The following is a 22,938-nucleotide window of genomic DNA, read 5'->3' as shown; positions in this document are numbered from 1 at the left end:
CCCCCCCGCCGCCCGGCCCCCCCCCCCCCCCCCCCCCCCGCCCCCGGGCCACCACCCCCCCCCCGCCGCCCCCCCCCCCCCCCCCCCCCGCCCCCCCCCCCCCCTCCGGGGGGGGGGGCGGCCCTGTGCCGTACACCGTTGCCGTTCCGAGACCTTCACCACACGGGCACGGCCGCGCCGGGCCCGCGTACGGCCGTCGCGCGGCCCACGAAACCGCAGGTGAAAGCCGGAATGCCGGCCGGCGCCGCAGCCGCGCGAGCCGTTTCGGGCACACACGGGAGCCACAGCCGCCTGTGCCACGCTTTTCGACGCCGCCGATGCAAGGGGGTAGCCGACCGAACGAGGGAGACGCATGAGCGAGCGAAGCGGGAGCAGCGGCCGAATACGGGCCACCGGCAAGCGCCGGAAGAAGCCGTCCCGCGGCCGCAGGGCGAAGCGCGCGGCCGTCTGGAGCCTGGCCGGCGCGGTCGTCGTCGGCGGTGCGGGGCTGGGCTACGCCTACGTCCACCTCAACGGCAATCTCCAGGCCGTCGACATCGACACCGCGCTCGGCAAGGACCGCCCCGAGAACGTCGACAACGGTTCCGAGGACATCCTCGTCCTGGGCTCCGACTCGCGCTCCGGCGCGAACGGCGAGTACGGCGCCGACGAGGGCGCGGCCCGCTCCGACACCGCGATGGTCGTCCACGTCAACAAGGGCCACAAGACCGCGAGCGTGGTCTCCATCCCGCGCGACACCCTCATCACCCGGCCCGACTGCACCGGCGACGCCGGCGGCGAGCCCGTGGCCGGGCAGGAACGCGTCATGTTCAACACGGCGTACGAGGTCGGCGGGCCGGCCTGCGCGGTCAAGACCGTCGAATCCATGTCCGGTATCCGCATGGACCACTACGTCGAGGTCGACTTCACCGGCTTCAAGAGGCTGATCGACAAGCTCGGCGGCGTCGAGATCACCACCACCGAGGCCATCGACGACCCCGACAGCCACCTGGACCTCCAGCCCGGCGCCCACACGCTGGACGGAGAGCAGTCGCTCGGCCTGGTCCGCACCCGCCACAGCGTCGGCGACGGCAGCGACCTCGGCCGCATCCAGCTCCAGCAGGCGTTCATCAAGGCGCTGATGCAGCAGGTCAAGAGCGTGGGCGTGTTCGACGGCACCAAGCTGTACGGCATCGCGGACACCGCCACCAAGGCGGTCACCACCGACTCCGGCCTGGGCTCGGTCACCAAGCTCGCGGGCTTCGCCAAGGGCCTCCAGGGCCTCGGCTCCGACCACGTGAACATGGTGACCCTGCCCGTCGAGTACGACCCCGACGACCCCAACCGCGTCATCCCGCTGGAGGCGGCCGACCAGCAGGTCTGGGACGCCCTGAACGCGGACGAGCCGATCCCCGCCTCCGCGACGAAGCAGTCGGCGGGCGACAAGGGCGACGCGGGCAGCATCGTCCGGTGACCCGGGCGCCCGGTCGCATCCGGGGGGAATACCCGGCCCTCCACCCTCGTTTTGGGAGATACGGCCGGTCCTGGCAGACTGGTACGTCGGCCCCGGTTCACGGACGCGCAATCCGCGCGTACGACCCGGTGCCCTCCCGAACCTAGGAGACACCCTTGAAGCGCGACATCCACCCCCAGTACGTCGAGACGCAGGTCAGCTGCACCTGTGGCGCGTCGTTCACCACCCGCTCCACGCTGGACAGCGGCACCATCCGTGCCGAGGTCTGCTCCGAGTGCCACCCGTTCTACACGGGCAAGCAGAAGATCCTCGACACCGGTGGCCGTGTGGCCCGCTTCGAGGCCCGCTTCGGCAAGGGCGCCAAGGCCTCCGGCAAGTAGCGAGCCGCCCGCGCCGGTCCGCGGTGCCCTCTTCCCGGGGGCGCCGTGGCCGGCGTTTTTTTCCGGTCCGGGCACGGGGCCCCCGTATCCCGGCCCCGGCAGGCACCCACCGGCCGGCAGGCACGACGAGCGAAGGAACCAGGAGCCCGAGATGTTCGAGGCGGTCGAGGAACTGATCGGCGAGCACGCCGATCTCGAGAAGCAGCTCGCCGACCCCGCGGTCCACGCCGACCAGGGCAACGCGCGCAAGCTCAACAAGCGCTACGCGGAGCTGAGCCCGATCGTCGCCACGTACCGCTCCTGGAAGCAGTCCGGCGACGACATCGAGACCGCCCGCGAGCTCGCCGCCGACGACCCCGACTTCGCCGCCGAGGTCAAGGAGCTGGAGCAGCAGCGCGAGGAGCTCACCGAGAAGCTCCGCCTCCTGCTCGTCCCCCGCGACCCCAGCGACGACAAGGACGTGCTCCTGGAGATCAAGGCCGGGGCGGGCGGCGACGAGTCCGCGCTGTTCGCCGGCGATCTGCTGCGCATGTACCTGCGCTACGCCGAGCGCGTCGGCTGGAAGACCGAGATCATCGACTCCACCGAGTCCGAGCTCGGCGGCTACAAGGACGTCCAGGTCGCCGTGAAGACCAAGGGCGGCAACGGGGCCACCGAACCCGGCCAGGGCGTCTGGGCCCGCCTGAAGTACGAGGGCGGGGTGCACCGCGTGCAGCGCGTGCCCTCCACCGAGTCCCAGGGCCGCATCCACACCTCCGCCGCCGGTGTCCTCGTGACGCCCGAGGCCGAGGAGGTCGACGTCGAGATCCACGCCAACGACCTCCGCATCGACGTCTACCGCTCGTCCGGCCCCGGCGGCCAGTCCGTCAACACCACCGACTCCGCCGTCCGCATCACCCACCTGCCGACCGGTGTCGTCGCTTCCTGCCAGAACGAGAAGAGCCAGCTCCAGAACAAGGAGCAGGCGATGCGCATCCTGCGCTCCCGGCTGCTGGCCGCCGCCCAGGAGGCCGCCGAGCAGGAGGCTTCGGACGTACGTCGCAGCCAGGTGCGCACGGTCGACCGTTCCGAGAAGATCCGGACGTACAACTTCCCGGAAAACCGGATCTCGGACCACCGCGTCGGCTTCAAGGCGTACAACTTGGACCAGGTCCTCGACGGCGACCTGGACGCGGTCATCCAGGCCTGCGTCGACGCCGACTCCGCCGCCAAGCTGGCAGCCGCCTGAGCCCACCGCCCGCCCCGCTCGTGAACCCGTACGGAGAACCGCGATGAACCTGCTGCTCGCCGAGGTGGCCCAGGCCACCCAGCGGCTGGCCGACGCCGGTGTTCCCTCACCGAGATTCGACGCCGAGGAACTCGCCGCGTTCGTGCACGGCGTGAAGCGGGGCGAGCTGCACAACGTGCCGGACGCCGACTTCGACGCCCGGTACTGGGAGACCATCGCCCGCCGTGAGGCCCGCGAACCGCTCCAGCACATCACCGGACGCGCCTTCTTCCGCTACCTGGAGCTCCAGGTCGGCCCCGGCGTCTTCGTGCCCCGCCCCGAGACCGAGTCGGTCGTCGGCTGGGCCATAGACGCCGTCCGCGCGATGGACGTCGTCGAGCCGCTGATCGTGGACCTGTGCACCGGCTCCGGCGCCATCGCCCTCGCCATGGCCCAGGAGGTCCCGCGCTCCCGCGTGCACGCCGTGGAGCTGTCCGAGGACGCCCTGAAGTGGACCCGGAAGAACGCCGAGAACTCCCGCGTCACCGTCCACCGCGGCGACGCGCTCACCGCCCTGCCGGAGCTGGACGGCCAGGTGGACCTGGTCATCTCCAACCCGCCGTACATCCCGCTCACCGAGTGGGAGTACGTGGCGCCCGAGGCCCGCGACCACGACCCCGAGATGGCGCTGTTCTCCGGCGAGGACGGCCTCGACACCATCCGCGGCATCGAGCGCACCGCGCACCGCCTGCTCCGCCCCGGCGGCCTCGTCGTCATCGAGCACGCCGACACCCAGGGCGGCCAGGTGCCCTGGATCTTCACCGAGGAGCGGGGCTGGGCCGACGCGGCCGACCACCCCGACCTCAACCGGCGCCCCCGGTTCGCCACCGCCCGCAAGGCGATGCCGTGACCGGGGGGCGTCACCCGTACCAGCCCTACCCGTACACGCTTGAGGAGGCCGGCTGATGGCACGGCGATACGACTGCAACGACGCGACCGACCGTACGACGGGGCTGCGCGAAGCCGCGTCGGCCGTCCGCCGCGGCGAGCTCGTCGTGCTGCCCACCGACACCGTGTACGGGATCGGCGCGGACGCCTTCTCCTCCGAGGCGGTCGGTGACCTCCTGGAGGCCAAGGGCCGGGGCCGCAACATGCCCTCGCCGGTCCTCATCGGCTCCCCGAACACCCTGCACGGCCTGGTCACCGACTTCTCCGAGCAGGCGTGGGAGCTGGTCGACGCCTTCTGGCCGGGCGCCCTGACCCTGGTCGCCAAGCACCAGCCGTCGCTGCAGTGGGACCTCGGCGACACCCGGGGCACGGTCGCCGTCCGGATGCCGCTGCACCCGGTCGCCATCGAATTGCTCACCGAGGTGGGCCCGATGGCCGTCTCCAGCGCCAACCTGACCGGCCACCCCTCGCCGGAGACCTGCGACGCCGCCCAGGAGATGCTCGGCGACTCCGTCTCCGTCTACCTCGACGGCGGCCCGACCCCCGGCATCGTGCCCTCCTCCATCGTCGACGTCACCGGCAAGGTGCCCGTCCTGCTGCGCGCCGGAGCGCTCTCGGCGGAGGAGCTGCGCAAGGTGGTACCCGACCTCGAGGTGGCCAATTGACCGCCCCCGAGGGGCGTGGCATAGCGGGGCGGCCCGACACTTTCCGCATCCTCCACGTCAGCACCGGCAACGTCTGCCGCTCGCCGATCACCGAGCGGCTGACCCGGCACGCCCTGGTGCACCGGCTGGGGGACCCGCTCCAGGGCGGGCTGATCGTGGAGAGCGCCGGCACCTGGGGCCACGAGGGCGCCCCGATGGAGGCCAACGCCGAGGTGGTCCTCGCCGACTTCGGTGCCGACGCCACCGGCTTCACCGGGCGTGAGCTGCTGGACGAGCACGTGATCCGTGCCGACCTGGTGCTCACGGCCACCCGCGACCACCGCGCCCAGGTCGTCTCCATGGGCCACTCCGCCGGGCTGCGCACCTTCACGCTCAAGGAGTTCACCAGGCTGGTCCGGGCCATAGACCCGGCCACCCTGCCCGACGCCCGCGAGGAGGGCGTGGTCGAGCGCGCCCGCGCCCTGGTCCGGGCCGCGGCGGCGCTGCGCGGCTGGCTGCTGGCCCCGACCGCGGACGCCGACGAGGTCCACGACCCGTACGGCGCCCCGATCACCTTCTTCCGTTCCATCGGCGACGAGATCAGCCAGGCCCTGGACCCGGTCGTCACCGCGCTGACCGGCGTCTCCGCGCCGCGCTGACGTCCCCCGTGCAACCATCGCGGCGGGCTCCGTGTCCTCAACCATGGGACCGACGTAGTTAAGGTGTGGGCTGAGATGGCCGGCGACATTTGTGGGGCAGCCCGTGCGTGATTACTTGCTGACACTCTGTGTCACGGCCGCTGTGACCTACTTGCTCACCGGTCCGGTGCGCAAGTTCGCCATCGCGGTCGGGGCGATGCCCGCGATCCGCGCGCGCGACGTCCACCGGGAACCGACCCCGAGGCTCGGCGGCATCGCCATGTTCGGCGGGCTGTGCGCGGGGCTCATCGTCGCCAACCACCTCGCCAACCTCGACGGCGTCTTCGAGCTCTCCAGCGAACCCAGGGCGCTGCTCTCCGGGGCGGCGCTGATCTGGCTGATCGGGGTCCTGGACGACAAGTTCGAGATCGACGCCCTGATCAAGCTGGGCGGGCAGATGCTCGCCGCCGCCGTCATGGTCCTCCAGGGCCTCACGATCCTGTGGCTGCCGATCCCGGGCGTCGGCACCGTCGCCCTCACCCCGTGGCAGGGCACGCTGCTCACCGTGGCGCTGGTCGTCATCACGATCAACGCGGTCAACTTCGTGGACGGTCTGGACGGGCTCGCGGCGGGCATGGTCCTCATCGCCGCCGCCGCGTTCTTCCTGTACACCTACCGGCTCTGGTACGGGCACACCATCGAGGCCGCCGCCCCGGCGACGCTGTTCGCGGCGATCCTGATGGGCATGTGCCTCGGCTTCCTGCCGCACAACATGCATCCCGCGCGGATCTTCATGGGCGACTCGGGCTCGATGCTCATCGGTCTGGTGCTCGCGGCCGGCGCGATCTCGGTGACCGGGCAGGTCGACCCGGACACCATGAAGATCTTCGAGGGCGGTGAGCGCCAGGCGACCCACGCGATGCTCCCGGTGTTCATCCCGCTGCTGCTGCCGCTGACGATCATCGCCATCCCGGCGGCCGACCTGGTGCTGGCGATCGTGCGGCGCACCTGGAACGGCCAGTCGCCGTTCGCGGCGGACCGGGGCCACCTGCATCACCGGCTGCTCAACATCGGCCACTCGCACAGCCGGTCGGTGCTGATCATGTACTTCTGGTCGGCGCTGATCGCGTTCGGCGCGGTGGGGTACTCGGTGCACTCGACGTCCCTGTGGATCGTGATCGTGATCGTCGGGCTGAGCGCGCTCGGGCTGATCCTGCTCCTGATGCCCCGGTTCACCCCGCGCGCCCCGCGCTGGGCGGAACGATTCGTGCCGCCGCGCTACCGCCGCCGACGGCGCCGCCCGGAGGGGCCGGGGGCCGCGTCGGAGGGGGCCGAGGAGGGCCAACAGGGGCCCCTGGACGGCCAGATGGAGGCGGATGCGACCGGCGGGGCGGGAGATGCCCGTGAGGCGCGTGAGGCGGCTGCCGGGGCTCCGGTCGCGGCGGGTGTCTCGGGCGTCAACGGGGCGACCGCCATCGGTCACCGTTCGCGTACGGCGGAGCGCCGGGCGGCCGGTTCCACCCGTCGGTGAACGGGGCACGGGCGCCCATTAGCAGACAAAGCGGTGCCGCGCAGCGCTCACACGTGCTCGTTGGTCCTCGCGTGTGACAGCAAGCACACTTTCTTGGTAAAGACCTCATCAAATAGTTTGTGATACCGTTCACGAAGCCCGGTGACGGAGCCGAAAGACCTGATGTAGCCCGGTCCGACGGCCCGAGGCATCGACTCGGACCGGGCCTACGCTCGTCCATGACGACACACTGCCCACCCCCTGCAAGCGGAGCTGCCGCCATGCCGTCCAACGACGTCCGGACTCTCCTCCAGACCGCCGTACCCACCGCTGTCGCCGGCGCCGTAGCCGCCGCCGTCAGCGCTGGCGTCGCCGGCGGCAAGGGAGCCCTGGGCGCGATCGTGGGGACGATCGTGGTCATCCTCTTCATGGGGATCGGACTCGTGGTCCTGCAACGGACCGCCCGGTCCATGCCCCACCTCTTCCAGGCGATGGGGCTCGCGCTCTACACGGCGCAGCTCCTGCTCCTGTTCATCTTCGTCGCCGTATTCAAGAACACCTCGCTGTTCAACCCGAAGGCGTTCGCGATCACCCTGGTCGCGACGACCCTCGTGTGGATCGGCGCCCAGGCGCGTGCGCACATGAAGGCCAAGATCCTTTACGTGGAACCGGAATCCGAGAAGGCCGGCAAGGCCGGAAAACCGGGGTCCGACGCGTGAAGGGTAGGGGCGGAATAAGTGCGGGGTCAGGACCCTGCTATCGTCCGGTTCCAACTGCGGCACTGCGGGCGCGTGCATGTGAGCTGACGCCTGCTCGTTCGCGAGGCTCACATGCCTGACTGCCGCTCACACATCCGAAACACCAGTCCAGTGCCGAACCGCGGCTGCGCGCCGCGCCGACACAACGAGGTTGCCGTACCTATGCGCCACGCTGAAGGAGCCCGCGGTGAGTGCTGACCCGACACAGGTGCTCGCCTTCGAGACCGATTGCCACCTCTTCGACGGTTGTGGCTTTCCGGCACCCGGCCTGCACTCGTTCCTGTTCGAGCCCCTCTGGGGCGACGCGGACAGCAACTTGTACTTCAACAAGACGATGCTGCTGGCCCTGCTCGGCTCGGTGATCATCGTTGGCTTCTTCTGGGCCGCCTTCCGCAAGCCGAAGTTGGTGCCCGGCAAGCTCCAGATGACGGCCGAGGCCGGATACGACTTCATCCGCCGCGGCATCGTCTACGAGACGATCGGCAAGCGCGACGGCGAGAAGTACGTCCCGCTGATGGTCTCGCTGTTCTTCGTCATCTGGATGATGAACCTCTGGTCCATCATCCCGGTTGCCCAGTTCCCCGTGACGGCGATCATCTCGTACCCGGCGATCCTCGCCCTGATCGTCTACGTGCTGTGGGTCGGCCTGACCTTCAAGAAGCACGGCTTCGTCGGAGCCCTCAAGAACTTCTCGGGCTACGACAAGAGCCTCGGCGGGGTGCTGCCGCTCTCGATGACCATCGAGTTCTTCTCGAACCTGCTGGTCCGGCCGTTCACGCACGCGGTCCGGCTCTTCGCCAACATGTTCGCGGGCCACACGCTCCTGCTGCTCTTCACGATCGCCAGCTGGTACATGCTCAACGGCATCGGGATCGCCTACGCAGGTGTGTCGTTCGTGATGGTCATCGTGATGACCGCCTTCGAACTCTTCATCCAGGCTGTTCAGGCTTACGTCTTCGTGCTGCTGGCCTGCAGCTACATCCAGGGCGCTCTCGCCAAGGGCCACTGAGCACCCCACTCCCGAAGCACCCGGTGGCCAACCCCCACCGGACATTGAAAGAGAAGGAAGAACCGGCATGTCCGCTCTCCAGACCCTCGCCGCCGGCGTCGAAATCAAGGGCAACCTCGGCTCGATCGGTTACGGCCTCGCCGCGATCGGCCCCGGCGTCGGCATCGGCATCATCTTCGGTAACGGCACCCAGGCGCTCGCCCGTCAGCCCGAGGCTGCCGGTCTCATCCGCGCCAACCAGATCCTCGGCTTCGCCTTCTGTGAGGCGCTCGCCCTGATCGGTCTGGTCATGCCGTTCGTCTACCCGACCTCCTGACCGGTCGCGAACAGCCCATTCGACGGAAGGCACTGACGTGAACCCCCTGGTTCAGCTCGCGGCGGAGGAAGCGGAAAACCCGCTCATTCCGCCGATCCCTGAGCTCGTCATTGGCCTCATCGCTTTCGTCATCGTCTTCGGCTTCCTCGCCAAGAAGCTCCTTCCGAACATCAACAAGGTTCTGGAAGAGCGCCGCGAGGCCATCGAAGGCGGTATCGAGAAGGCCGATGCGGCCCAGACCGAGGCCCAGAGCGTTCTTGAGCAGTACAAGGCTCAGCTCGCCGAGGCCCGCCACGAAGCCGCTCGTATGCGCCAGGAGGCGCAGGAGCAGGGCGCCGTGATCCTGCAGGAAATGCGTGCCGAGGGCCAGCGCCAGCGCGACGAGATCGTCGCCGCCGGCCACGCCCAGATCGAGGCCGACCGCAAGGCCGCCGCCGCCGCGCTGCGCCAGGACGTGGGCAAGCTCGCCACCGAACTGGCCGGCAAGCTCGTCGGTGAGTCCCTGGAGGACCACGCCCGGCAGAGTGGCACCGTCGACCGCTTCCTCGACGAGCTCGAAGCGAAGGCCGAGGCCGTCCGATGAACAGCGCGAGCCGCGAGGCACTGGCTGCCGCACGCGAGCGTCTCGACGCGCTGACCGACTCCACGTCGGTCGACGCGCGGAAGCTCGCCGAGGACCTGGCCGGCGTCACGGCGCTGCTGCACCGCGAGGTGTCGCTGCGCCGGGTCCTGACCGACCCGGCGCAGCCGGGCGAGGCCAGGGCCGAGCTGGCAGGCCGCCTGCTCGGCGGCCAGGTGGGCGGCGAGACCGTCGACCTGGTCTCCGGCATGGTCCGCTCGCGCTGGTCGCAGTCGCGCGACCTGGTCGACGCGGTCGAGGAGCTGGCGAACACCGCCGACCTCACCGCCGCCCAGCGCGTCGGCGACCTGGACGACGTCGAGGACGAACTCTTCCGGTTCGGCCGCATCGTCGCCTCGGACACCGGCCTGCGTGCCGCGCTCACCAGCCGGACCGCGACCCCCGCCGCCAAGGGCGAGCTGCTCCGCAGCCTGCTCGGCGGAAAGGCGCGGCCCGCCACCGAGCGCGTCATCACGCGGCTTGTCACCCAGCCTCGTGGACGTAGCCTGGAAGCGGGACTCGACTCCCTCTCCAAGCTGGCCGCGGAGCGCCGGGAGCGCATGGTCGCGATCGTCACCTCCGCGGTGCCGCTCAGCGACCGGCAGAAGCAGCGCCTGGGTGCCGCCCTGGCGAAGATCTACGGCCGCCAGATGCACCTGAACCTCGACGTGGACCCCTCGGTCCTCGGCGGGATCGCGGTGCGGGTCGGCGACGAGGTCATCAACGGCACCATCGCGGACCGCCTCGACGAGGCGTCCCGCCGCATGGCCGGCTGACGAAGCGCAGCGCAACAGAACAGAGCAAGACCAGCGGCCCGGTTGGGCCGTGCAGAAACTGCAGAAGATTCCTGGGGGTCGGCCCCCAGACCCCCTTAAGAAACTTCGGGCCCAACAAGGAGAGCAGGGAACCCAGATGGCGGAGCTCACGATCCGGCCGGAGGAGATCCGGGACGCGCTGGAGAACTTTGTCCAGTCGTACAAGCCGGACGCGGCCTCGCGCGAGGAGGTCGGTACGGTCAGCGTTGCCGGCGACGGCATCGCGAAGGTGGAGGGCCTGCCCTCCGCCATGGCGAACGAGCTGCTGAAGTTCGAGGACGGCACCCTCGGTCTCGCCCTCAACCTCGAGGAGCGCGAGATCGGTGCGATCGTCCTCGGCGAGTTCAGCGGCATCGAGGAGGGCCAGCCGGTGCAGCGCACCGGTGAGGTGCTCTCCGTCGGCGTCGGCGAGGGCTACCTCGGCCGCGTCGTCGACCCGCTCGGCAACCCGATCGACGGTCTCGGCGAGATCGCGACCGACGGCCGCCGCGCCCTCGAGCTGCAGGCCCCTGGCGTCATGGTCCGCAAGTCGGTGCACGAGCCGATGCAGACCGGCTACAAGGCCGTCGACGCCATGGTGCCGATCGGCCGCGGCCAGCGTCAGCTGATCATCGGCGACCGTCAGACGGGCAAGACCGCGCTGGCCGTCGACACGATCATCAACCAGCGCGACAACTGGCGCTCGGGCGACGTGAACAAGCAGGTGCGCTGCATCTACGTCGCCATCGGTCAGAAGGGCTCCACCATCGCCTCCGTGCGCGGTGCCCTCGAAGAGGCCGGTGCGCTCGAGTACACGACCATCGTCGCCGCCCCGGCGTCCGACCCGGCCGGCTTCAAGTACCTCGCGCCCTACACCGGCTCGGCCATCGGCCAGCACTGGATGTACCAGGGCAAGCACGTCCTGATCATCTTCGACGACCTCTCGAAGCAGGCCGACGCCTACCGCGCCGTCTCCCTGCTGCTGCGCCGTCCGCCGGGCCGCGAGGCGTACCCCGGTGACGTCTTCTACCTCCACTCGCGTCTGCTGGAGCGCTGCGCCAAGCTCTCCGACGACATGGGTGCCGGTTCGATGACGGGTCTCCCGATCGTCGAGACCAAGGCGAACGACGTGTCGGCGTTCATCCCGACCAACGTCATCTCCATCACCGACGGCCAGTGCTTCCTGGAGTCCGACCTGTTCAACGCCGGTCAGCGTCCGGCCCTGAACGTCGGTATCTCGGTCTCCCGCGTCGGTGGCTCCGCCCAGCACAAGGCCATGCGCCAGGTGTCCGGCCGCCTCCGCGTGGACCTCGCCCAGTACCGCGAGCTGGAGGCGTTCGCCGCCTTCGGTTCCGACCTGGACGCGGCCTCCAAGGCGTCGCTGGAGCGCGGTAAGCGCATGGTCGAGCTGCTGAAGCAGCCGCAGTACGCCCCGTTCCCGGTCGAGGAGCAGGTCGTCTCCGTCTGGGCCGGCACCAACGGCAAGATGGACGACGTCCCGGTCGAGGACATCCGCCGCTTCGAGACGGAGCTGCTGGAGTTCCTGCGCCGCGAGCGCAAGGACCTCCTCACCAGCATCCGCGAGGGCGCCAAGATGTCCGACGACACGCTGCAGGCGATCGCCGACGCCGTCGCCGCCTTCAAGCAGCAGTTCGAGACCTCGGACGGCAAGCTCCTGGGCGAGGGCTGATCGATGGGCGCTCAGCTTCGCGTTTACAAGCGCCGCATCCGCTCCGTCACCGCCACGAAGAAGATCACCAAGGCGATGGAGATGATCGCCGCCTCGCGCATCGTCAAGGCGCAGCGCCAGGTGGCGGCGTCGACGCCGTACGCCACCGAGCTGACCCGCGCGGTGACCGCGGTGGCGACCGGCTCCACCACCAAGCACCCGCTGACCACCGAGGCCGAGTCCCCGGCCCGGGCCGCGATCCTGCTCATCACGAGCGACCGCGGTCTGGCCGGCGGTTACTCCTCCAACGCCATCAAGGCCGCGGAGAAGCTGACCGACCGGCTGCGCGGTGAGGGCAAGGAGGTCGACACGTATGTGATCGGCCGCAAGGGTGTCGCCTACTACGGGTTCCGTGAGCGCAAGATCGCGGACTCGTGGACCGGCTTCACCGACAGCCCGACGTACGCGGATGCCAAGCGGGCGGCTGCCCCGCTGATCGAGGCGGTGTCCAAGGAGACCGCCGAGGGCGGTGTCGACGAACTGCACATCGTCTTCACGGAGTTCGTGTCGATGATGACGCAGAACCCGGTCGACGACCGGATGCTGCCGCTCAGTCTCGGTGCCACGGAGAAGGAGGACGGCAAGGGCGAGATCCTGCCGCTCTTCGACTTCGAGCCGTCGGCGGAGGACGTCCTCGACGCCCTGCTTCCGCGGTACGTCGAGAGCCGTGTCTACAACGCGCTGCTGCAGGCCGCTGCTTCCGAGCACGCCGCCCGCCGCCGCGCGATGAAGTCGGCCACCGACAACGCCGGTGAGCTCATCAAGACGCTCTCCCGGCTTGCCAACGCGGCCCGCCAGGCCGAAATCACCCAGGAAATCAGCGAGATCGTCGGTGGTGCCAGCGCGCTGGCCGACGCGACCGCGGGGAGTGACAAGTAATGACGACCACAGTTGAGACGGCCGTTGCCACGGGCCGCGTCGCCCGGGTCATCGGCCCGGTCGTCGACGTGGAGTTCCCCGTCGACGCGATGCCGGACATCTACAACGCGCTGACCGTCCAGGTGGCCGACCCGGCCGAGGACGGCAAGCTCAAGACGCTGACGCTCGAGGTCGCCCAGCACCTCGGCGACGGCCTGATCCGCGCGATCTCGATGCAGCCGACCGACGGTCTGGTCCGCCAGGCCCCGGTCACCGACACGGGCACCGGCATCACGGTCCCCGTCGGCGACATCACCAAGGGCAAGGTGTTCAACACCCTTGGCCAGATCCTGAACAAGCCCGAGGCCGAGGCCGAGGTCACCGAGCGCTGGCCGATCCACCGCAAGGCGCCCAACTTCGACCAGCTCGAGTCCAAGACCGAGATGTTCGAGACCGGCGTGAAGGTCATCGACCTCCTCACCCCGTACGTCAAGGGTGGAAAGATCGGTCTGTTCGGTGGTGCCGGTGTCGGCAAGACCGTGCTGATCCAGGAGATGATCTACCGCGTCGCCAACAACCACGACGGTGTGTCGGTGTTCGCGGGCGTCGGTGAGCGCACCCGTGAGGGCAACGACCTCATCGAGGAGATGGCCGACTCCGGCGTCATCGACAAGACGGCGCTCGTCTTCGGCCAGATGGACGAGCCGCCGGGGACCCGTCTCCGCGTCGCCCTGGCCGGTCTGACCATGGCGGAGTACTTCCGCGATGTGCAGAAGCAGGACGTGCTCTTCTTCATCGACAACATCTTCCGGTACACCCAGGCCGGCTCCGAGGTGTCCACCCTGCTCGGCCGCATGCCGTCCGCGGTGGGTTACCAGCCGAACCTGGCCGACGAGATGGGTCTGCTGCAGGAGCGCATCACCTCGACCCGCGGTCACTCGATCACCTCGATGCAGGCGATCTACGTCCCCGCGGACGACCTGACCGACCCGGCGCCGGCGACCACCTTCGCCCACCTCGACGCGACGACGGTGCTCTCCCGTCCGATCTCCGAGAAGGGCATCTACCCGGCCGTGGACCCGCTGGACTCGACGTCCCGCATCCTCGACCCGCGGTACATCGCCGAGGACCACTACGCGGCGGCCATGCGTGTCAAGGGGATCCTGCAGAAGTACAAGGACCTCCAGGACATCATCGCGATCCTCGGTATCGACGAGCTGGGCGAGGAGGACAAGCTCGTCGTCCACCGTGCCCGTCGCGTCGAGCGCTTCCTGTCGCAGAACACCCACGTCGCCAAGCAGTTCACCGGCGTGGACGGTTCGGACGTCCCGCTCGACGAGTCGATCGCCGCGTTCAACGCCATCTGCGACGGTGAGTACGACCACTTCCCCGAGCAGGCGTTCTTCATGTGCGGTGGCATCGAGGACCTGAAGGCCAACGCCAAGGAGCTCGGCGTCTCCTGAGCCCCCGGCTCACCGAGGGGGGCGGGTGCGTCCCGTCCCCCTCACCACGCCCCGTAGAATTGACCCAACACCCGGCACGACCGCCGGGTGGTGACCCGAGGAGCCACCCTTGGCTGCTGAGCTGCACGTCGAGCTGGTCGCCGCGGACCGCAGTGTCTGGTCCGGCGAGGCCACCCTGGTCGTCGCGCGCACCACGTCCGGCGACATCGGCGTCATGCCCGGTCACCAGCCGCTTCTGGGTGTGCTGGAATCGGGCCCGGTGACGATCCGTACGAGCGAGGGCGCGACCGTCGTCGCCGCCGTGCACGGCGGTTTCATCTCGTTCGCCGACGACAAGCTCTCGCTTCTCGCGGAGATCGCGGAGCTTGCCGACGAGATCGACGTCGAGCGCGCGGAGCGTGCGCTCGAGCGTGCGAAGTCGGACACGGACGCCGCTTCCGAGCGGCGCGCCGAAGTACGACTGCGTGCGGTGGCGGCACACTAGCCACCCCACGACATGGCTTTACCCTCAGCCGCGGCCCGTGCCGGAGACCCCTCCGGACCGTGTCGCGGCTGAGGCGATGCAGATGCAGATGACGCACGGACGGTAATCCGTTCACTCGACGACGCGAGGAGGTCGGTGGAGATGTACCTCGCGCTGTGGGTGGGCGGACTGGTCGTCGCACTGGTCGCACTGGGACTCTTCGTCTTCGGACTGCGCCGGCGGCTGATCCAGCGCTCCGGCGGGACCTTCGACTGCAGCCTCCGCTGGAACGTGCCGGAGGAGCCCGATCCGACGGGCAAGGGCTGGGTGTACGGCGTCGCCCGCTACAGCGGCGACAAGGTGAACTGGTTCCGGGTCTTCAGCTACTCGCCGCGCCCCCGCCGGGTCCTCGAGCGCTCCGCGATCGAGGTCGTGGCCCGCCGGATGCCGGAGGGCGAGGAGGAGCTGGCGCTCCTCTCCGACGCGATCGTGCTCGGCTGCCGCCACCGGGAGACCCGCCTGGAGCTGGCGATGAGCGAGGACGCGCTGACCGGCTTCCTCGCCTGGCTGGAGGCGGCCCCGCCCGGCCAGAGGGTGAACGTGGCCTGAGCCGCGTACCGCACACGAAAACCGGGGAGACAGGGGGCGGACCTGTCTCCCCGGCGTTTTCGGGGGGTTGAGCCTCGGCTTACTGGAGGCCGGTGTTCATCGCGCTCACGAGTTCACCGTTGCTGGTGTCCCCGCTGAACTCCCAGAAGAACGCGCCTCCCAGGCCCTGGTTCTTCGCCCAGGCCATCTTGGACTTGATGGTGGCCGGGGTGTCGTAGCTCCACCAGTTGGTGCCGCAGTGGGCGTACGCGGTGCCGGCGATGGTGCCGGTGGTCGGGCAGGTGTTCTTGAGGACCTTGTAGTCCTCGATGCCCGCCTCGTACGTGCCGGGCGCGGCGCCGGTGGCGGTGCCGCCGGGCGCGTCCTGGGTGACGCCGGTCCAGCCGCGGCCGTAGAAGCCGATGCCGAGCAGCAGCTTGGAGGCCGGGACGCCCTTCGCCTTCAGCTTGGCGATCGCGTCGGCGGAGTTGAATCCGGCCTGCGGGATGCCGTTGTAGGAGGTGAGCGGGGAGTGCGGGGCGGTCGGGCCCTTCGCGTCCCAGGCGCCGAAGAAGTCGTACGTCATCACGTTGTACCAGTCGAGCGACTGCGCGGCGCCGGCGTAGTCCGCCAGGTCGATCTTGCCGCCGTCGGAGCCGTCGGCCGTGATGGCGGCGGTGACCAGGTTGTTGGCGCCGAACTTCGTGCGCAGCGCCGAGGTGAGCTTCTTCAGCGCGTCCGGGCCGCTGGTGTCACACGTCAGGCCGCAGGCGTTGGGGTACTCCCAGTCGATGTCGATGCCGTCGAAGACATCGGCCCACCGCGGGTCCTCGACCAGGTTGTAGCAGGACTCGGCGAACGCGGCCGGGTTCTGGGCCGCCTGGCCGAAGCCGCCGGACCAGGTCCAGCCGCCGAAGGACCACAGCACCTTGATGTGGGGGTACTTCGCCTTCAGCTTGCGCAGCTGGTTGAAGCTGCCGCGCAGCGGCTGGTCCCAGGTGTCGGCGACGCCGTCGACGGACTTGTCGGCGGTGTACGCCATGTCGTAGTCGGCGTAGGAGTCGCCGACGGTGCACTTGCCGCCCTGGACGTTGCCGAAGGCGTAGTTGATGTGCGTGATCTTCGCGGCCGAACCGGAGGTGTCCAGGTTCTTGACGTGGTAGTTCCGGCCGTAGACGCCCCAGTCGGTGAAGTAACCGAGGTTGACCTTGTCGCCGGTCTCGTTGCCGCCGTCGTCACCGCCGCCGGTGGTGTGGACCTTGACCGCGCCGCTGACCGGGCCGGTCTGGTCGGCGGTGTCCCGCGCCTGCACGCTGTACGAGTAGTCCGTGCCCGCGGTGAGGCCGGTGTTCGTGTACGTGGTGCCGGTGACCGTGGCGACGACCGCGCCGTCCCGCAGGACGTCGTAGTTCTTGATGCCCTTGTCGTCGGTGGCCGCGGTCCAGCTGAGCTTCACCGAGGTGTCGGTGATGCCGCTCGCGGTGGGGGTGCCCGGCGCCGAGGGGGCGTTGTCGCCGGGAACGGTGGGACCGCCGTCGCAGGAGGCGCCGTTCAGCGTGCAGTTGGTGGCCGCGCCGCTGCCGGAGCCGGTGCCGTTGAAGCCGAAGGAGACGCTGGCGCCGGGCGCGATGGTGCCGTTCCAGCCGACGTTCTTGGCGGTCCAGTGGTTGCCGGTGTGGGTGACGGTGGCGTCCCAGGCGGAGCCGACGCCGGTGCCGCTGGGGAAGTCCCACTCGATGGTCCAGGAGCTGAGGGCCGTGGTGCCGGTGTTCTTCACCGTCCACTGGCCCTCGAAGCCGGTGCCCCAGTCGGACTTCTTGACGTACGTGGCCGTGGCGGACGTCGCCGCCTCGGCGGGGGTGGCCAGGCCGACCATGGCGGCCAGGGGAAGGAGCAGTGCGGAGAGGCCCGCGACGGCTCTGGTTCTGGTGGCTCGACCGGTCCCGAGTCTGAATCGGGGCCGGCGGGGGGTCTCAGTGCTCAACGGTGCTCCTCGGGTGAGGTCCGGACATACGGGGTGGTCCGTGAACTGCAACCCTGCGCCGCCCAGAGCCCGCTTTTGTCATGGCAGGCTCACCGCAGTGTGTCCGGTGAGATTAAGAAGGTCTGGACCAATCGTCAAGAGGTCCAGACCAAAGATCGGGGCCGTCCGCCGAATAAACCTCAGACGCCCAACTCCTGTGCCAGCACGGCCGCCTGGACCCGGCTGCGCAGTCCCAGCTTCCCCAGCAACCGGCTGACGTGCGTCTTCGCCGTCGCTTCGGCCATGGACAGCCGCCCGGCGATCTCCGCGTTCGACAGCCCCTCGCCGAGGCATCCCAGCACCTCGCGCTCCCGCCGGGTCAGCGCCTCCAGCACCGAGGCGTCCGGAGCGTCGGCCGCCCGGACGGAGGTGGCCCCCGCGAACTCCGCGATCAGCCGCCGCGTCACGGCCGGCGCGATCATCCCCTCGCCGCGCGCCACCGTGCGCACCGCGTCGAGCAGCCCGGCCGCCTCGGTGTCCTTCAGCAGGAACCCGGAGGCCCCCGCCCGCAGCGCCCCGAACACGTAGGCGTCCAGGTCGAACGTCGTCAGCACCAGCACGTCCGCCAGCCCCTCGCCGGTCACCTGCCGGGTGGCCGAAACCCCGTCCAGGCGCGGCATCTGCACGTCCATCAGCACCAGGTCCGGCCGGAGTTCCCGGGCCAGCCGCACCGCCTCCTCGCCGTCCCCGGCCTCGCCGACGACCTCGATGTCCGGCGCGCTGCCCAGGATGAGCACCAGCCCCGCCCGTACCGCCGTCTGGTCCTCCGCGACCAGCACCCGGATCGTCACGGCCCCGCCTCCCCTTCCTCCGCGGGCAGCTCCGCCCGCACCCGCCACATCCCGTCCACCGGGCCCGCCTCGAACTCCCCGCCGAGCAGCGCGACCCTTTCCCGCATCCCCACCAGGCCGGCCCCCGACCCGGGCGCGCCCGGCCCCGCCCGGTCCCCGAGCACGCTGCTCACCTCCACCGTCAGCCGCCGCCCCGCCCGCCCCGCCCGCCCCAGCCGCACCCTGACCGGGCCCGGCGCCGCGTGCTTGAGCGCGTTGGTCAAGGACTCCTGCACGATCCTGTACGCGGCCAGCTCGACCGGCGCCGGCAGGGGCGCCCCGCCCTCCCCGGTGTCCTCCAGCACGCAGGTCAGCCCGCCGTCCGCGGCGGCCGCCCGGTGCTGCTCGACCAGCGCGTCCAGCGAAGCCAGGGACGGTGAGCTGCTGGGCTCCGCCTCGGCTCCACCGGCGCGCAGCAGCCCGATCAGGCGGCGCATTTCGGCCAGACCCTCGACGCTGTTCTCACGGATGACCCCGAGGGCCTTGCGCGAGGTCTCCGGGTCGTCGAGGGAGAGCGCGGCGGTGGAGTGGATGGCGATCGCGGACAGGTGGTTGGCGACCAGGTCGTGCAGCTCGCGCGCCATCCGGGCCCGCTCGGCGGTCACCGCCTGGGTGCGGTCCATCTCGGCGAGCAGGGCGGTCTGGTCGGCGCGCAGCCGGGCGGTCTCGGCGGCGTCCCGGTGGTTGCGCACGCTGACCCCGGTGAGCGCGGGCACGAAGACCACGAGGGCGGTGACGATGCCGATGAGCAGGGCCTCGGGACTGCGCATCCAGGCGAGTGAGCCGATGGTGACGAGGAGGGAGATCAGGAACGTGATCACCGGGATGCGGCGGGCCGCCGCCGGCGTCCCGTACAGCACGGCCGCGTACATGACGTCGGTGTACATCGCCACGGTGGCCAGGTTGCCGTGGGTGCACTGGTCCGCGACGAGCGCGACGGAGCCGATGGCCAGGGCGGTGCGCGGGGAGGCCCTGCGCAGCAGCTCCGCCGCCGACATCACGACGAGCGGGACGAGCGGCAGGCGGGTGTCCCCGAGGACGACACCGGTCCGCATGTAGAGGTCGAGCAGCCACAGCACCAGGCCGCCGAGCAGCCCGAAGACCGCGATGAGCACGTCGTCGCGGTGCGGGCGGGGCGGGGCGGGAGTCGGCACTACATCGAAGTATGCAGTCGGGTTTCCTCATCGGGGCCGACGATCCGGGCCCGCGCGGCGGTCAGGCTGGAAGGGAGCGAAAAGGAGCGGACCCGTGATCGTCACCCTCGTCGTCGCCTGCGAGATCGCCTTCTGGGTGCTGCTGGCCGCCGGACTGGCGCTGCGCTACGGGGCGCGCAGGCCGCGCCTGGGCGCCGCCGTACTGCTGTGCGAACCGGTGCTGGAGCTGGTCCTGCTCGCGGTGACCGCCGTGGACCTGAAGAACGGCGCCGAGCCGGACTGGAAGCACGGGCTCGCCGCGGTCTACATCGGCTTCACGGCCGGCCTCGGGCACTCCACCATCAAGTGGGCCGACGCCCGGGTCGCGCACCGGTTCGCCGGCGGCCCGCCCCCGGTGAGGCCGCCGAAGTACGGGAAGGCGCGGGCGGTGCACGAGTGGAAGACCGCCGGCCGCTGGACCGTCGCCGCCGCGACCGCGCTGGCGCTGCTCCAGGCGGCCGTCTGGTACGTGGGCGGCGACGGGGACGTGAGCTCGCTGCGGTCCTGGCAGCGCACGATGCTCTTGGTCATCGGGATCAACCTGGTGATCGCGGCGAGCTACACGGCGTTCCCCAGGCGGGCGCCGGGGCCGGGCGCCTAGCGTTCGCCGCCGGGCACCCAGAGCACGTCGCCGACCTCCTTGTTCGCCACCCGGGCCAGGATGAACAGCAGGTCCGAGAGGCGGTTGAGGTAGGTCGCCGTCAGCGCGTTCATCACTTCGCCGTGCACCTCCATCGCCGCCCAGGTGGAGCGCTCGGCGCGGCGGACCACGGTGCACGCCTGGTGCAGCAGCGCGGCGCCCGGCGTACCGCCCGGGAGGATGAAGCTGCGGAGCTTCTCCACCTGTTCCAGGTAGTGGTCGCAGTCGGCCTCCAGCTTGTCGACGTAACTCTGCTCCACCCGCAGCGGCGGGTACTCCGGGTCCTCGACCACCGGCGTGGACAGGTCCGCGCCCACGTCGAACAGGTCGTTCTGCACCCGGACGAGGACCTTCACGACGTCCTCGTCCAGCTGCCCGAGGGCGATCGCGGTGCCGATGACCGCGTTGGCCTCGTTGGCGTCGGCGTAGGCGGAGATCCGCGGATCGGTCTTGGCGGTGCGGCTCATGTCACCGAGGGCGGTGGTGCCGGTGTCGCCGGTGCGGGTGTAGATGCGCGTCAGATTGACCATGCGGCCAGACTAGTTACGCCCCGGCCTTCCGGAAGACACCGGTGCCCACCGTCACGGCCAGCGCGGCGAAGCCCAGGGCGACCAGGACCCCGTACAGCATGTGAGCGGTGGCGTACGAGCCCGCGTACGCGTCCCGGACCGCGTCCACCAGGTAGCGGAACGGAGTGAAGTGCGAGAGGACGTCCAGCCACTTCGGGCCGAGCGTCATCGGCAGCATCAGGCCGGACAGCAGCATGGCCGGCATGGTGAGCGCGTTGACGACCGGGCCGAACTCCTGCGGCGTCGAGACCCGCATCGCCAGCGCGTACGAGAGCGAGGCCAGCGAGACCGTCAGCAGGCCGACGAAGACGAAGCCGGTCAGCACCCCGGCCAGCGGCGCCCGCAGCCCCATCAGTACGGCGACGAGCACCAGCAGCACCGCCTGGAACACGAACAGCAGCGCGTCCCGCAGCACCCGCCCCAGCAGCAGCGCCGCCCGGCTCACCGGGGTCACCCGCATGCGTTCGACCACCCCGGTCGACTTGTCGATGATCAGGCCGAACCCGGCGAACGAGGCGCCGAACAGGGCGAGCTGGAGCAGCAGCCCGGGCACCAGGACCTGCCAGGAGTCGGTGTCGCCGCCGAGCGGCAGCCCGGTGAGCAGCGGGCCGAAGAAGAGCAGGTGGAGCAGGGGCATCAGGATGCCGAAGAGGACCTGGAACTTGGAGCGCAGGGTCTGGCGGGCGTAACGCCCGAAGATCAGCGCGGTGTCGTGCAGCAGCATGGGATTCCTGAGGGGTCAGACCGCGAGGGGAGCGGTGTCGGCGGCGGGGGCGCGGCCGGTGACGGCGAGGAAGGCGTCCTGGAGCGTGGCGTCGGGTGCGCCCGCGTAGCGGGTCTTGAGCGCGGCCGGGGTGCCCTCCGCCGCCACCAGGCCGCCGTCGATGACGACGAGCCGGTCGGCGAGCGCGTCCGCCTCGTCCAGGTAGTGCGTGGTGAGCACGACGGTGGTGCCGTGCGCGTCGCGGAGCCGGCGCACCAGGTCCCAGAGGTCGGCGCGGCTGCCCGGGTCGAGCCCGGTGGTGGGCTCGTCCAGGAAGAGCACGGCGGGGCGGTGGGTGAGCCCCATCGCGATGTCCAGGCGGCGGCGCTGGCCGCCGGACAGGGCCGCGGTCCGCCGGTCGAGCAGGTCCGACAGGCCGAGTTCCGCGGCGAGTTCGGCCGCCCGGGCGATCGCCGCCGCCTTGCCGAGCCGGTACATCCGGCCCTGGGTGACCAGCTCCTCCCGCACGGTGGTGTGCGGGTCCACCCCGCCCGACTGGGCGACGTAACCGCACCGCGCGCGGACGCCCGCCGGGTCGCCGGCCAGGTCGCGGCCGGCGACGGTGGCCGCGCCGCCGGTGGGGGAGAGCAGCGTGGTGAGCATGCGCAGGGTGGTCGTCTTGCCCGCGCCGTTCGGGCCGAGCAGGCCCACGATCTCACCGGCCGCGACGGTCAGGTCGAGACAGCGGACGGCCTCGACGGGGCCGGACTTGGCCATGAAGGTCCGGGCGAGCCCGGACGTACTGATGACGGTCATGCCCCCACGAAAACAGAGTCACTGCAAAAATGCAATGACCCCAAATTTCAATAGACCCCAGCCGATCTACGATGGACCCATGGCTGAGGGACTCAGGGAGCGCAAGAAACGGCAGACCAGGCAGCACCTCTCGGACGTGGCCACCGGCCTGTTCCTGGAGCGCGGCTTCGACGCGGTGACGATCGCGGAGATCGCCCACGCCGCCGACGTCTCGGTCAACACCGTCTACAACTACTTCCCGGCCAAGGAAGACCTCTTCCTCGACCGGAGCATGGGCGTCGTGGAGCGCCTCTCGCGGTACGTCAGGGGCCGCGACCGGGGCGAGTCCGCGGCCGACGCCGTGCTGCGGGAGCTGCGCGTCCAGGTCGAGGGCGTGTCACCCACCGTCGGCCTGATGGAGGGGTACGCGCGCTTCATGCGGGTCATCGAGGAGGCCGACACCCTCAAGGCCCGCCTCTGGCACATCCAGCAGGAGGCCGCGCAGCACCTGGAGGCCACCCTCGTGGAGGTGAGCGGCGCCGGGGCGGGGGACCGGACGCCGGTCCTGGTGGCCGGTCAGCTCTCCTGGCTGCACGGCACCCTGATGGGATACATCGGGCAGGAGATGGTGGCCGGCGGCAAGCCCGCCGAGGTGTCCAGGCGCGCCCTCGTCCTGCTGGACGACATCGAGGACCTGTTGGGCGAAAAGGTGCTCAACTACGCCCGGCGCGCCGCCGAGTGACGGCCCCCGGTGTGATGTCCGTCATTTGAGACGTGACGCGCATCTCTTCGCGGCCCCAGCGCCCGC

25 protein-coding genes are annotated in these 22,938 nt (G+C 70.4%); 19 read left to right on the top strand and 6 right to left on the bottom strand.

Annotation, left to right across the window (positions count from 1 at the left end; translation table 11 throughout):
- Nucleotides 1-352: 352 nt before the first annotated feature.
- The 17 genes from FKN01_RS12930 (at nt 353) to FKN01_RS12850 (ending at nt 15,398) form a co-directional block, all read left to right on the top strand.
- On the top strand, nt 353-1,453 hold the full coding sequence (locus FKN01_RS12930; RefSeq protein WP_143619761.1) for an LCP family protein: 1,101 nt from the start codon (nt 353-355) through the stop codon (nt 1,451-1,453).
- 155 nt (nt 1,454-1,608) lie between these two features.
- On the top strand, nt 1,609-1,833 hold the full coding sequence (gene rpmE / locus FKN01_RS12925) for a 50S ribosomal protein L31 (protein ID WP_111338195.1): 225 nt from the start codon (nt 1,609-1,611) through the stop codon (nt 1,831-1,833).
- A 151-nt stretch (nt 1,834-1,984) separates the two neighbouring features.
- The gene (gene prfA, locus FKN01_RS12920) at nt 1,985-3,061 is read left to right on the top strand and encodes a peptide chain release factor 1 (RefSeq protein WP_143619759.1); all 1,077 of its coding nucleotides are present in this window, start codon (nt 1,985-1,987) and stop codon (nt 3,059-3,061) included.
- Between the two features lie 43 nt (nt 3,062-3,104).
- Entirely contained in the window at nt 3,105-3,950 is an 846-nt protein-coding gene (gene prmC / locus FKN01_RS12915; protein ID WP_018102642.1) for a peptide chain release factor N(5)-glutamine methyltransferase, read from the top strand.
- 55 nt (nt 3,951-4,005) lie between these two features.
- The gene (locus tag FKN01_RS12910; RefSeq protein ID WP_143619757.1) at nt 4,006-4,653 is read left to right on the top strand and encodes an L-threonylcarbamoyladenylate synthase; all 648 of its coding nucleotides are present in this window, start codon (nt 4,006-4,008) and stop codon (nt 4,651-4,653) included.
- Nucleotides 4,650-5,291: a protein-tyrosine-phosphatase gene (locus tag FKN01_RS12905; RefSeq protein ID WP_143619755.1), complete on the top strand. Its 642-nt coding sequence runs from the start codon at nt 4,650-4,652 to the stop codon at nt 5,289-5,291. The genes FKN01_RS12910 and FKN01_RS12905 overlap by 4 nt, the downstream gene beginning before the upstream one ends.
- Nucleotides 5,292-5,382: 91 nt before the next feature.
- Nucleotides 5,383-6,801, top strand: a complete 1,419-nt coding sequence (locus tag FKN01_RS12900) for an MraY family glycosyltransferase (protein ID WP_143619753.1) — start codon at nt 5,383-5,385, stop codon at nt 6,799-6,801.
- Between the two features lie 260 nt (nt 6,802-7,061).
- Nucleotides 7,062-7,499 carry a hypothetical protein gene (locus tag FKN01_RS12895; RefSeq protein WP_143619751.1) on the top strand — a complete coding sequence of 146 codons (438 nt, stop codon included), beginning with the start codon at nt 7,062-7,064 and terminating at the stop codon, nt 7,497-7,499.
- Between the two features lie 226 nt (nt 7,500-7,725).
- The gene (atpB, locus tag FKN01_RS12890; protein WP_143619749.1) at nt 7,726-8,547 is read left to right on the top strand and encodes a F0F1 ATP synthase subunit A; all 822 of its coding nucleotides are present in this window, start codon (nt 7,726-7,728) and stop codon (nt 8,545-8,547) included.
- A 67-nt stretch (nt 8,548-8,614) separates the two neighbouring features.
- The gene (gene atpE, locus FKN01_RS12885) at nt 8,615-8,863 is read left to right on the top strand and encodes an ATP synthase F0 subunit C (protein WP_018102636.1); all 249 of its coding nucleotides are present in this window, start codon (nt 8,615-8,617) and stop codon (nt 8,861-8,863) included.
- Nucleotides 8,864-8,900: 37 nt separating this feature from the next.
- Nucleotides 8,901-9,446: a F0F1 ATP synthase subunit B gene (locus FKN01_RS12880; RefSeq protein ID WP_143619747.1), complete on the top strand. Its 546-nt coding sequence runs from the start codon at nt 8,901-8,903 to the stop codon at nt 9,444-9,446.
- On the top strand, nt 9,443-10,258 hold the full coding sequence (locus FKN01_RS12875; protein ID WP_143619745.1) for a F0F1 ATP synthase subunit delta: 816 nt from the start codon (nt 9,443-9,445) through the stop codon (nt 10,256-10,258). The genes FKN01_RS12880 and FKN01_RS12875 overlap by 4 nt, the downstream gene beginning before the upstream one ends.
- Before the next feature lie 136 nt (nt 10,259-10,394).
- On the top strand, nt 10,395-11,966 hold the full coding sequence (gene atpA, locus FKN01_RS12870; protein ID WP_143619743.1) for a F0F1 ATP synthase subunit alpha: 1,572 nt from the start codon (nt 10,395-10,397) through the stop codon (nt 11,964-11,966).
- A 3-nt stretch (nt 11,967-11,969) separates the two neighbouring features.
- Nucleotides 11,970-12,884 (top strand): F0F1 ATP synthase subunit gamma, encoded by a 915-nt coding sequence (locus FKN01_RS12865; protein ID WP_143619741.1) that lies wholly within the window; start codon nt 11,970-11,972, stop codon nt 12,882-12,884.
- Nucleotides 12,884-14,326 carry a F0F1 ATP synthase subunit beta gene (gene atpD / locus FKN01_RS12860; protein WP_143619739.1) on the top strand — a complete coding sequence of 481 codons (1,443 nt, stop codon included), beginning with the start codon at nt 12,884-12,886 and terminating at the stop codon, nt 14,324-14,326. Before FKN01_RS12865 ends, atpD begins: the two co-directional genes overlap by 1 nt.
- Before the next feature lie 109 nt (nt 14,327-14,435).
- A complete protein-coding gene (locus FKN01_RS12855; RefSeq protein ID WP_143619738.1) occupies nt 14,436-14,810 on the top strand; it encodes a F0F1 ATP synthase subunit epsilon in 375 nt (124 codons plus the stop codon).
- 141 nt (nt 14,811-14,951) lie between these two features.
- Nucleotides 14,952-15,398: a DUF2550 domain-containing protein gene (locus tag FKN01_RS12850; protein WP_143619785.1), complete on the top strand. Its 447-nt coding sequence runs from the start codon at nt 14,952-14,954 to the stop codon at nt 15,396-15,398.
- Between the two features lie 79 nt (nt 15,399-15,477).
- Here the strand turns inward: FKN01_RS12850 and FKN01_RS12845 are convergent, their stop codons facing one another.
- The 3 genes from FKN01_RS12845 to FKN01_RS12835 all read right to left on the bottom strand — a co-directional run bounded on the left by FKN01_RS12845 (nt 15,478) and on the right by FKN01_RS12835 (nt 19,384).
- On the bottom strand, nt 15,478-17,361 hold the full coding sequence (locus tag FKN01_RS12845) for a glycoside hydrolase family 18 chitinase (protein ID WP_143619737.1): 1,884 nt from the start codon (nt 17,359-17,361) through the stop codon (nt 15,478-15,480).
- Nucleotides 17,362-17,540: 179 nt separating this feature from the next.
- Nucleotides 17,541-18,191 carry a response regulator transcription factor gene (locus FKN01_RS12840; protein WP_143619736.1) on the bottom strand — a complete coding sequence of 217 codons (651 nt, stop codon included), beginning with the start codon at nt 18,189-18,191 and terminating at the stop codon, nt 17,541-17,543.
- Complete coding sequence (locus FKN01_RS12835) at nt 18,188-19,384, bottom strand: sensor histidine kinase (RefSeq protein WP_143619735.1); 1,197 nt, start codon at nt 19,382-19,384, stop codon at nt 18,188-18,190. Before FKN01_RS12835 ends, FKN01_RS12840 begins: the two co-directional genes overlap by 4 nt.
- A 94-nt stretch (nt 19,385-19,478) precedes the next feature.
- Between FKN01_RS12835 and FKN01_RS12830 the strand changes: the two genes are divergently transcribed.
- Nucleotides 19,479-20,024: a hypothetical protein gene (locus FKN01_RS12830; protein WP_143619734.1), complete on the top strand. Its 546-nt coding sequence runs from the start codon at nt 19,479-19,481 to the stop codon at nt 20,022-20,024.
- Here FKN01_RS12830 and FKN01_RS12825 read toward each other — a convergent pair.
- From FKN01_RS12825 to FKN01_RS12815, 3 genes are read right to left on the bottom strand one after another with little or no spacing between them, the layout of a single operon-like run.
- On the bottom strand, nt 20,021-20,593 hold the full coding sequence (locus tag FKN01_RS12825; RefSeq protein ID WP_143619733.1) for a cob(I)yrinic acid a,c-diamide adenosyltransferase: 573 nt from the start codon (nt 20,591-20,593) through the stop codon (nt 20,021-20,023). The genes FKN01_RS12830 and FKN01_RS12825 overlap by 4 nt on opposite strands.
- A 13-nt stretch (nt 20,594-20,606) precedes the next feature.
- Nucleotides 20,607-21,356 (bottom strand): ABC transporter permease, encoded by a 750-nt coding sequence (locus FKN01_RS12820; RefSeq protein ID WP_143619732.1) that lies wholly within the window; start codon nt 21,354-21,356, stop codon nt 20,607-20,609.
- Nucleotides 21,357-21,371: 15 nt separating this feature from the next.
- Entirely contained in the window at nt 21,372-22,151 is a 780-nt protein-coding gene (locus FKN01_RS12815; RefSeq protein ID WP_143619731.1) for an ABC transporter ATP-binding protein, read from the bottom strand.
- Between the two features lie 79 nt (nt 22,152-22,230).
- On the opposite strand from FKN01_RS12815, the gene FKN01_RS12810 reads away from it, so the two are divergent.
- Nucleotides 22,231-22,872 (top strand): TetR/AcrR family transcriptional regulator, encoded by a 642-nt coding sequence (locus FKN01_RS12810; RefSeq protein WP_143619730.1) that lies wholly within the window; start codon nt 22,231-22,233, stop codon nt 22,870-22,872.
- Nucleotides 22,873-22,938: the final 66 nt, after the last annotated feature.

The sequence above is a fragment of the Streptomyces sp. 130 genome (assembly GCF_007096885.1).
GTDB lineage: Bacteria > Actinomycetota > Actinomycetes > Streptomycetales > Streptomycetaceae > Streptomyces.
This window is presented reverse-complemented; position numbering and strand designations above follow the sequence as displayed.